7 protein-coding genes and 1 CRISPR repeat array are annotated in these 7,543 nt (G+C 47.9%); of the genes, 6 read left to right on the forward strand and 1 reads right to left on the reverse strand.

Annotation, left to right across the window (positions count from 1 at the left end; translation table 11 throughout):
• The first annotated feature begins 64 nt into the window (after positions 1 to 64).
• The 6 genes from casA (at position 65) to cas2e (ending at position 5,947) form a co-directional block, all read left to right on the forward strand.
• Entirely contained in the window at positions 65 to 2,143 is a 2,079-nt protein-coding gene (gene casA / locus CKO50_RS05140) for a type I-E CRISPR-associated protein Cse1/CasA (protein ID WP_095727289.1), read from the forward strand.
• A 14-nt stretch (positions 2,144 to 2,157) separates the two neighbouring features.
• Complete coding sequence (gene cas7e / locus CKO50_RS05145; protein ID WP_095727290.1) at positions 2,158 to 3,303, forward strand: type I-E CRISPR-associated protein Cas7/Cse4/CasC; 1,146 nt, start codon at positions 2,158 to 2,160, stop codon at positions 3,301 to 3,303.
• Positions 3,300 to 3,971: a type I-E CRISPR-associated protein Cas5/CasD gene (gene cas5e, locus CKO50_RS05150; protein WP_095727291.1), complete on the forward strand. Its 672-nt coding sequence runs from the start codon at positions 3,300 to 3,302 to the stop codon at positions 3,969 to 3,971. The genes cas7e and cas5e overlap by 4 nt, the downstream gene beginning before the upstream one ends.
• Before the next feature lie 22 nt (positions 3,972 to 3,993).
• Positions 3,994 to 4,641 (forward strand): type I-E CRISPR-associated protein Cas6/Cse3/CasE, encoded by a 648-nt coding sequence (gene cas6e / locus CKO50_RS05155; RefSeq protein ID WP_255229435.1) that lies wholly within the window; start codon positions 3,994 to 3,996, stop codon positions 4,639 to 4,641.
• Positions 4,642 to 4,712: 71 nt separating this feature from the next.
• Positions 4,713 to 5,642, forward strand: coding sequence for a type I-E CRISPR-associated endonuclease Cas1e (gene cas1e, locus CKO50_RS05160; RefSeq protein WP_095727293.1), 930 nt, complete (start codon positions 4,713 to 4,715; stop codon positions 5,640 to 5,642).
• Entirely contained in the window at positions 5,639 to 5,947 is a 309-nt protein-coding gene (gene cas2e / locus CKO50_RS05165) for a type I-E CRISPR-associated endoribonuclease Cas2e (protein WP_095727294.1), read from the forward strand. Before cas1e ends, cas2e begins: the two co-directional genes overlap by 4 nt.
• A 156-nt stretch (positions 5,948 to 6,103) precedes the next feature.
• Positions 6,104 to 7,050: direct repeats of the CRISPR family, unit length 29 nt; unit sequence GTGTTCCCCGTACGCACGGGGCTAAACCG.
• Between the two features lie 141 nt (positions 7,051 to 7,191).
• On the opposite strand, the gene CKO50_RS05170 is transcribed toward cas2e, so the two are convergent.
• Complete coding sequence (locus CKO50_RS05170; RefSeq protein ID WP_095727295.1) at positions 7,192 to 7,467, reverse strand: SelT/SelW/SelH family protein; 276 nt, start codon at positions 7,465 to 7,467, stop codon at positions 7,192 to 7,194.
• Positions 7,468 to 7,543 lie beyond the last annotated feature (76 nt).

Below are 7,543 nucleotides of genomic sequence, written 5' to 3' on the forward strand. Positions count from 1 at the left end.
GCTTTGTCCAAAATTAATGAAATTGGTAAGCAATAATTGGTTTACTTACAGAATGTGAGGGAATATGAAATACGATTTACTAACTGAAAGTTGGATACCAGCCCTAGATTTACAGGGGGTAACCAACGAATACTCAATACTATCTTTGCTTGAGGTTGCCCCAAAGTTAAAGCGGATAGTACACGAAAAGCCGCTTGTTGTGGCATCGGTACAACGCTTTTTACTGGCAATCTTGTATCGCAGTTATGGCTATCTGGAAGCGGACGAGTGGGATAAGGTTTTTGCAGCTGGAGAGTTCGATGAGCAAGTCTCCAGCTATCTTGGCTCGGCTGAGTGCGCAGAACGGTTTGACCTTTTTTCAGAGTCAAACCCCTTCTTTCAAACAGCAAATTTCACGAAAGAAAAGGGCGTAACAACATCGGTCAAAAAGCTCTCGCCTGATCTGGCGAGCGGTAACAATAAAACCCTATTCAATCATATTGCTGATAATCATGAGTTCTCACTACCGGCAAATGAAGCCGCACTTCAGTTACTTGTTTGTCAGTATTTTAGCTTGGGCGGTGGGGTGAGTGGTAGTTCGGTGCAGTTTGGTAAGCACCCAAACCTGACCAATGCCCCATTAGTTGGCGGTGCAGTTGTAATGGTGGAGGGCGAAAACCTGTTCCAAACTTTGATGCTCAATTTACATATGCCAAAAAATGAAGAGTGGCTCGATCGTAAAACGGACCTGCCTGTATGGGAGCAAAATGAGCCTGAGCAGCCTCAGGCTCGTGAAATGCGAGGGCTGAGTGATTATCTTACTTGGCGTGCTCGTCATGTGCGTTTACTGCCCCAAAAAGATGGCAGCGTTGCCCGCATGTTCATAGCACAGGGATTACCTAATCCAAAAGAAATGGAGCAGGAGCCTTACTTCGCTTACCGTTTCAATAAAGAGCAAAAGAAATTGCCGATTAGGTTGAGTTTTGAACGAGCCTATTGGCGAGATACGGCTAACTTATTGCAATATGCCAGGTCGACTAAAGTGGGTATAGAGCCCACAGATTTAAGGCCCGCTGGTATCCAATTGCTTGCTGCGGAAGATAATGAATTAATTGATAAGCTTCATCTTAATTGTCAGTTAATTGGTTTAGATAATAACAAAGCCAACCCCTTATGTTGGTTTGACGAGCGCTTGCCACTTGCGATTAATTTGATCGAAAAAGACCAAGTACAAAAGAACAAGTACAGTGCACATCTGGTTAAAGGTCTGGAAACCGCAGAGGCCATTAATAGCCAGCTTATGGGGGCAGTAAGAACCTTTGCTTCTCATCTGTTACCAGATGGTGCTAGGGCACAAGATATTTCAACAAAAGTTGAGTCGATCAACCCTGCGCGTTTTTACTGGCCCAAGCTCAATGAGTCGTTTGAACAATTTATTTGGGCATTAAGTAATAACAGTGAAGAGGCCAAATCTAGTTGGCGTAAAGTGTGCCAGGAAATTGCCTTTGCTGCATTCGAAGGTGCAACACATAGCTGGTGCTATGGTGGAGTTAGAGCGCAAAAGGGCTTGAGTATCGCTAAGCAACAGCTAGAAGAATCGCTATACGGAAGAACGTGGCGGCGTCACGTTTACTGGAGTCAGGATACTCAGGAAATCATCAGGCAGTTATATCAGTGGGGTAATCCAGATTACCCGAAAAGGGATATTCTGGCTGCGCTTAGGAAGTCTCTGGATCTGCAAAAAGGCTCTCAACTGACGGCGATATCTTACTTAGGGCCATTACTTTCCAGTGAGGATGAACGCTCCAAAGTGCAGGCTTTTGTTGCTGGTTTATTTGCAAGTCATGCCACAGTGTATCAAGAAGCACAACATAGCAGTTTTGGTCACATTTGGTATCAGGCGGATAAAGATCAACGCCCCGGTATGAGCTTTCGCTTTGAGTGCCTGCTGGAGGCAAAAGGTGAGCAGTTAAAACAAACGCTGCGCCAGATGGTACAAATTCTAAAAAGCAAAGACATTGCCATTGATTACCGCACCCTGATGGAAGATCTCTACCACTGGGGTAGCGACGACAAACGCATTCAACTTAAATGGGCCAGAGATTACTGGGCCAAACCCATTCAATCCGATGAGTCTACAGACTCAGCAGACGCGACAAATTAAAAAGGAGTTACCTTATGTCTTTTATCGAATTTCATGTATTACAAAACTTTGCCCCCAGCAACCTGAACCGCGACGATACCAATACGCCTAAGTCTTGTGTGTTTGGCGGCTCGCAACGGGCGCGTATCTCAAGCCAGTGTCAGAAGCGTGCGATCCGCACGCATGGGGCATTTAACGATGCAGTGGTAGAACATCAGGGCGACCGCGCGGTACGCACTCGTAAGCTAGCCATCGACATCCGTGATCACCTGATTGCTAATGGTAATGACGAAAAGCAAAGCGAAACCGTTGCACAAAAGCTGTTAGAACAGGTAAAGCTGAGCCTGAGCAAAGACAAAAAGCACCCGTTTAAAACAGAATATCTGCTGTTTCTTGGACTGAATGAAGTGAGCGCATTGAAAGCGATTGCAGATGAGCACTTCAGCGAGTTTCAGGAGGACAAGCTGGACAAAGCCATCACCAAAGCAGTAAATGATGTGTTTGTAAAAGAGGGTAAGTCTTTCGTCGCAGATATCGCACTATTCGGCCGTATGGTCGCAGACAACAACAATATCAATGTTGATGCTGCGTGCCAGGTGGCCCATGCAATTTCAACCAATATTGTTACACCTGCCATGGACTTTTTTACTGCTGTGGACGACGAATTGCAGGCGGGTGAGCAAGGCTCTGGCATGATGGGTGGCGTGTATTTTAACAGTGCCTGTTATTACCGTTATGCTCAGATCAACATTGACAAACTGGCTGCTAACCTTGGGCAGGATAAGGAACAGGTGACTGGCGCGGTAAAAGGCTTTTTCAGGGCGTTAGTTCAGGCGGTGCCTTCGGGTAAACAAAACAGTTTTGCGGCGCAGAACCCGCCAAGCTATATCAAAGTGAATGTGCGTAAAGATGGTGCGCCCTGGTCTCTGAGCAACGCATTTACTCAGGCGGTCACAATAGACAAGCCTGATGAAGCCGAGCTTGAGCACCAGTCAGCACAAAAACTGGAAATGTTCGCCAAGAAGCTGGCGGCTATGTATGGTGAGTCTGGCTTTATTTTTGAGGGCCGCAGCACTTACATCGACAACCTGGAAGAGTATCAGGACAAAGACAGTGGCACCATTGCACAACTGGAAGTTCAGATGCTTGATGCACTGCAAGGTGCTTTGGAGTGTCAATGAGCACTTTGTTGATCCGACTAGCCGGACCAATGCAGTCATGGGGGCTAAAAAGTGCCTTTGAACTGCGAAATACTCAGCTTGATCCGACAAAAAGTGGTGTGATCGGTTTGCTGTGCGCATCGCTAGGACGTGAGCGAAATGAGCCTCTGAATGATCTTACTGCATTGCGAATGGGCGTGCGTATAGATAAACCAGGCGACCTGGCATTTGATTACCAAACGGCACTGAATGTGGCCAAGGCTGACGGCGGCAAGCCGGACACTCAGTTGTCGCACCGAGCATATCTGGCAGATGCTGCCTTTTGGGTGGGCTTTGAAGGCGACGCGGTTTTGCTTAAAAAACTGCATCATGCTTTGTTAAACCCGGTCTGGCCACAGTTTTTAGGGCGTAAGTCCTATCTGCCGGGCATTCCTTTAGTTGATCCCCATAGGGCGTGTATGGAGTTACCTTTAGAACTGGCGCTGCAACAAGCACCAAGAATGCAGGCCGAGCATGAAAAAGTAGCCGGAACACCGGTGAAATACATCATAGACAGCGAGGCGAAAGAGGGGACAGAGCAAAGGCATGATGTCCCGCTGAGCTTTGAGATAAACCACAGAGCCTTTACATTCAGAAGCGTTAAAAGCAGATGGGGGTTGGTGGATACGGAGGAAGTGCTATATGTCTGACACTCTCTGGTATGAAAGCCGATTGTATTTTGATCCTGACCAGGCGGGAGAAGATTTGGGGTTTTTACACCCCGATGATCTTTATAAGCAGCACCAGTGGGTGTGGCGTTGTTTTGTTGACAGTGATCTGCTTAAGGCTGATTTTATGTTTCGTGTGGATATGGCGCTGCCAGTGCCAACAGTGTTTATTCGCTCAAAGCGTCAGCTAAAAGATGCGATTAAAAGCTGGAAAATAGTCACTCAAACACAGCAGGAACAGCTCAAAGAAGCAGGGCTGGTTCAGTTCTCATTGCGAGCTAATCCCACTGTAGATATTACGCCAAAAGGAGAGAAAACTCGCCGTCACGATGTTTTGATGCATGCCAAAAAACAGGCTCAAAAAGCAAATAGCAATGTAAATGAAGCTGTTGATATTGCAGCAAAAGCCTGGCTTGACAAAAAACTGCAAAAGGGTGGCCTGGAGTTGCTGACTCAGTGTATTGAGTTCAGCAATTACAAGCAACATAAAGTGGTTAAAAAAGATGGGGCAAGGCCAATTCAGTTGAGCACACTGGACTATTTTGGTGTGGCAAAAATCACCGATGTGCAAAAACTGGAACAGGCATTATTCAACGGCATTGGCCGCTCCAAAGCTTTTGGCTGCGGACTGATGTTGATTAAACCGCTTTAAACCAATCAGTAAGGCGGGGCGACTCGCCTTTTTTCTTAGCTAATTTTCTACTTATTTTAGGAGTGCAGGGAATGGCATTTCTTCCTTTAAAGCCTATTCCAATCAAAGATCGTAACTCAATGATATTTATTGGTATGGGACGTATTGATGTGCGTGACGGCGCATTTGCTGTGATTGATGAAGTAAACGGTGAGCGGATGCTCATTCCGGTGGGTTCTGTGGTGTGTATTATGCTGGAGCCGGGCACACGGGTGAGCCATGCTGCGGTCAAGCTGGCTGCAACCACAGGTACTTTGCTTATCTGGGTGGGCGAAGCGGGCGTCAGGCTTTATTCGGCGGGTCAGCCCGGTGGTGCGCGCTCCGATAAGTTGCTCTATCAGGCCAAGCTGGCGCTGGATGAAAACCTGCGGCTCAAAGTGGTACGTAAAATGTTTGAGCTACGCTTTGGCGAACCAGCTCCGGAGCGGCGTTCGGTTGATCAGCTGCGCGGCATTGAAGGCACGCGTGTCCGCAAAACTTATGAGCTACTTGCTAAACAGTATCAGGTGAGCTGGCAGGGCCGACGTTATGACCCCAAAGATTGGGCGAAGGGCGATGTAATCAATCAGTGTATCAGCGCCGCAACATCTTGCCTGTATGGCGTCACCGAAGCCGCAGTGTTGGCTGCCGGATATGCCCCGGCCATTGGCTTTTTGCATACCGGCAAGCCGTTGTCGTTTGTGTATGATATTGCAGATATTATTAAGTTCGATACCGTTGTGCCTGTGGCGTTTAAAGTCGCCAAACGGCGACCACAATCACCCGATCGGGAAGTGCGTATTGCCTGTCGCGAAGCGTTCCGTAAAGACAAGATATTGCCTCGCCTTATCCCGCTGGTTGAAGAGGTACTGGCTGCAGGAGAGGTAACACCACCCGAGCCTTATGCCGACGCACAACCACCTGCCATCCCGGAGCCTGAATCAATTGGTGACGAAGGCCATCGCAGCGGAGGCCCACTATGAGTATGTGTATGGTTGTCACTGAGGCAGTGCCACCAAGATTAAGAGGTCGCCTGGCAGTGTGGCTGCTGGAGATCCGTGCCGGTGTGTATGTGGGTGATGTAAGCAAACGCATTCGCGAAATGATTTGGTTTCAGGTCAGTGAGCTGGCGGAAGACGGCAATGCGGTTATGGCTTGGGCAACTAATACCGAGTCGGGTTTTGATTTTATCACTTACGGCGAAAACGCCAGAATGCCTGTCGATTTTCAGGGCCTGAGATTGGTGAAGTATACGCCCAGAGCAAATGATAATCCGGGAGCTGATTAGCGAACTCCCCTCGTTTTTTTAATTCGATTTAATGCTCTTTAACAAGTTGGAGATTAAGATTTTTACCTCATAATGAGAGGTACTTTTGTACCTAAAATTTTTGGTAACTTTTACTAGGTGATTTTTCTTTATTAAAAACAAGTATATAATTTTAGAGTGTTCCCCGTACGCACGGGGCTAAACCGATTTTTCCATAGCGAAACTAACGGCGTGATGTGTGTTCCCCGTACGCACGGGGCTAAACCGCCTTGTTAAACCCTATTGCTACTTTGCAAAAAGTGTTCCCCGTACGCACGGGGCTAAACCGCCTTGTTAAACCCTATTGCTACTTTGCAAAAAGTGTTCCCCGTACGCACGGGGCTAAACCGGAACTGTTCAAACAGTTCGACAGCCTGATCACGTGTTCCCCGTACGCACGGGGCTAAACCGAAAAACATCTTGACCTTGGGATTGTCTGAAGCCGTGTTCCCCGTACGCACGGGGCTAAACCGTGTGCCGATACCAGCGAAATCGAACAAACAAGGTGTTCCCCGTACGCACGGGGCTAAACCGACGAAACTGAATACGACATGTCGCAGACCTGCGTGTTCCCCGTACGCACGGGGCTAAACCGACGAAACTGAATACGACATGTCGCAGACCTGCGTGTTCCCCGTACGCACGGGGCTAAACCGCAGGTAGAAAAGGCCAGCCCGCTCAACATCAAGTGTTCCCCGTACGCACGGGGCTAAACCGTAATCAAAAATCATTGCATAGACACAGCATCAGTGTTCCCCGTACGCACGGGGCTAAACCGTTTTTTTTGGTGAGCCCCGAGAAATTGTACCTGTGTTCCCCGTACGCACGGGGCTAAACCGCTAGAATCATCAAAACCATGAATAAACAACTGGTGTTCCCCGTACGCACGGGGCTAAACCGTTGAGAACGAGTGTCAGGGTTACCGTCGTTGTGTGTTCCCCGTACGCACGGGGCTAAGCCGTTATAGTGATCTTCATCAGCATTCGCTTTAGTGTGTTCCCCGTACGCACGGGGCTAAACCGGCTTTTTCTACGGATTATATTTACCGTCCATAACGTGTTCCCCGTACGCACGGGGCTAAATCTGAGCGACTCAGGTCTGGACCATGTGCTGGAATTCGTCCGTGAAGCAGAACCAGATGCTCACCTCATTGAGCGGTGAAACAGCGGCAATTCTAGGTCCGCCAGTAATCTCGGGATTAAGTTATAGCCATCATTGTTAGCTAGTTATTTATCCACATGACCTAAATCACGCTCAGGATCTAACAAATCTCTCACCCTTCTTTTGAGCACTTTGGCTTCAGGAAAACCTTCATCCGCCTTTCGGCACCAAATTAACGTATCGTTGTAGTAAATTTCGAATACGCCTTTACTTGCAGGCGCGAGCGCAACCTGCTTTAAATCGTCGGAGAAAGTTGAAAGCAACTCTTGTGCAAGCCAAGAAGCTCGCAGCATCCATTGGCAAAGCACGCAATAATGAATTGTAATGGAAGGTTTTTGCATGAATTGTAAGCGTCGCCTGAACCACACCTAGCTACTGAATACGCTCAGCCTATAAAGTACAGCTCTGACCTCAATT

Source organism: Pseudoalteromonas sp. HM-SA03 (genome assembly GCF_002289345.1).
Classification (GTDB): Bacteria; Pseudomonadota; Gammaproteobacteria; order Enterobacterales; family Alteromonadaceae; genus Pseudoalteromonas.